Source organism: Rathayibacter sp. AY1B4, assembly GCF_002932815.1.
In the GTDB taxonomy this organism is placed as follows: Bacteria; Actinomycetota; Actinomycetes; order Actinomycetales; family Microbacteriaceae; genus Rathayibacter.
This window is the reverse complement of record NZ_PSWN01000016.1, coordinates 76,603-77,835: the sequence shown is the minus strand read 5'-3', so window position 1 is coordinate 77,835 and position 1,233 is coordinate 76,603. Positions and strand designations below refer to the sequence as shown.

The window sequence follows — 1,233 nt, the reverse complement described above, 5'->3', positions numbered from 1 at the left end:
GCCCTCGCCCGCCCCCTCCACCACCGAGCCGGGCGAGGGCTCCGGAGCCGCGCTCGTCGGCTACGGCACCGCCGGCGGACACGTCCAGACCCGCCGCCGCCGACCGGGCGCCACCGCCCCGGCCGCCGCGCCCGCCGCCCGCCCGACGGCCCCGGCCCGGCCCGCCTCCGTGCCGGCCGCCGCCGCGCTCCCCGTCATCGCGAAGCCGCCGATCCGCAAGCTCGCGAAGGACCTCGACGTCGACCTCCTCGAGGTGCAGGCCACCGGCCTCGCCGGCGAGGTCACCCGCGACGACGTCATCCGCCACGCCTCCCAGGCCAGCGTCTTCCGCAACATCCAGACCCCCGCCTGGGGCGACGACCGCGAGGAGCGGATCCCCGTGCGCGGCGTCCGCAAGGCGATCGCCGCCGCGATGTCGACGAGCGCGTTCACCGCGCCCCACGTCAGCGTCTTCGTCGACGTCGACGCGACCCGCACCATGGAGTTCGTCAAGCGCCTCAAGAACTCGCCCGACTTCGCCGGCGTCAAGGTCTCGCCGCTGCTCATCATGGCCAAGGCCATCATCTGGGCCGTCCGCCGCAACCCCACCGTCAACTCCGCCTGGACCGACACCGAGATCGTCGTCCGCCACTACGTCAACCTCGGCATCGCCGCGGCCACCCCGCGCGGACTGCTCGTCCCCAACGTCAAGGACGCCCAGTCGATGAGCCTCCTCGAACTGGCGCAGGCCCTCGAGAAGCTCACCCTCGACGCCCGCGACGGCAAGACCACCGCCGCCGACATGCAGAACGGCACCATCACCATCACCAACATCGGCGTGTTCGGGATGGACACGGGCACCCCCATCCTCAACCCCGGCGAAGTCGCGATCATCGCCCTCGGCACGATCAAGCAGAAGCCCTGGGTCGTCGACGGCGAGGTCCGCCCCCGCTTCGTCACCACGGTCGGCGGCTCCTTCGACCACCGCGTCGTCGACGGCGACGTCGTCAGCCGCTTCGTCGCCGACGTCGCCAGCGTGCTGGAGGAACCGGCGCTGCTCTTGGATTGAGCGGATTCCTCCTCCGTCGTCATCCGCTCCGCGGTCGGCTTTCCGAGGGGGGCGTTTCGTGGAGCGGGGAGCGTACCGCTACGACGAATCGCTGGAACGCGATTCGGCGGTGAGCTCGGCGGTGCTCGATCGAGCGGATTCCTCCTTCGTCGTCATCGGCTCCGAGGTCGGTTGTACGAGGTGTG

General features: G+C 71.6%; 1 protein-coding gene. It reads left to right on the top strand.

Translation table 11 applies throughout. The annotated features are described in order from the left end of the window. A partial coding sequence (locus C5D66_RS11740) for a dihydrolipoamide acetyltransferase family protein (protein WP_104326910.1) occupies nt 1–1,048 on the top strand: 1,048 nt, incomplete at its 5' end. Nucleotides 1,049–1,233: the final 185 nt, after the last annotated feature.